This window comes from Enterococcus spodopteracolus, from assembly GCF_030441955.1.
Classification (GTDB): Bacteria; Bacillota; Bacilli; order Lactobacillales; family Enterococcaceae; genus Enterococcus_B; species Enterococcus_B spodopteracolus.
Genome location: NZ_JARJHD010000165.1, coordinates 1 through 274 on the forward strand (window position 1 = coordinate 1; position 274 = coordinate 274).

At 53.3% G+C, this 274-nt stretch carries 1 rRNA gene; it reads right to left on the reverse strand.

Features of this window, described 5'->3' with window-relative positions:
- Positions 1-274, reverse strand: a 23S ribosomal RNA gene (locus P3R27_RS15030); the annotation flags it as partial.

Consider the following 274-nt stretch of genomic DNA (forward strand, 5'->3'; position numbering starts at 1 on the left):
AGGTCTCGCAGTCAAGCTCCCTTCTGCCTTTACACTCTTCGAATGATTTCCAACCATTCTGAGGGAACCTTTGGGCGCCTCCGTTACTCTTTAGGAGGCGACCGCCCCAGTCAAACTGCCCATCTGACACTGTCTCCCACCACGATTAGTGGTGCGGGTTAGAGTGGCCATAACGCAGGGGTAGTATCCCACCAGCGCCTCCATCGAAACTAGCGTTCCGACTTCTACGGCTCCTACCTATCCTGTACATGCGGTACAGACACTCAATATCAAA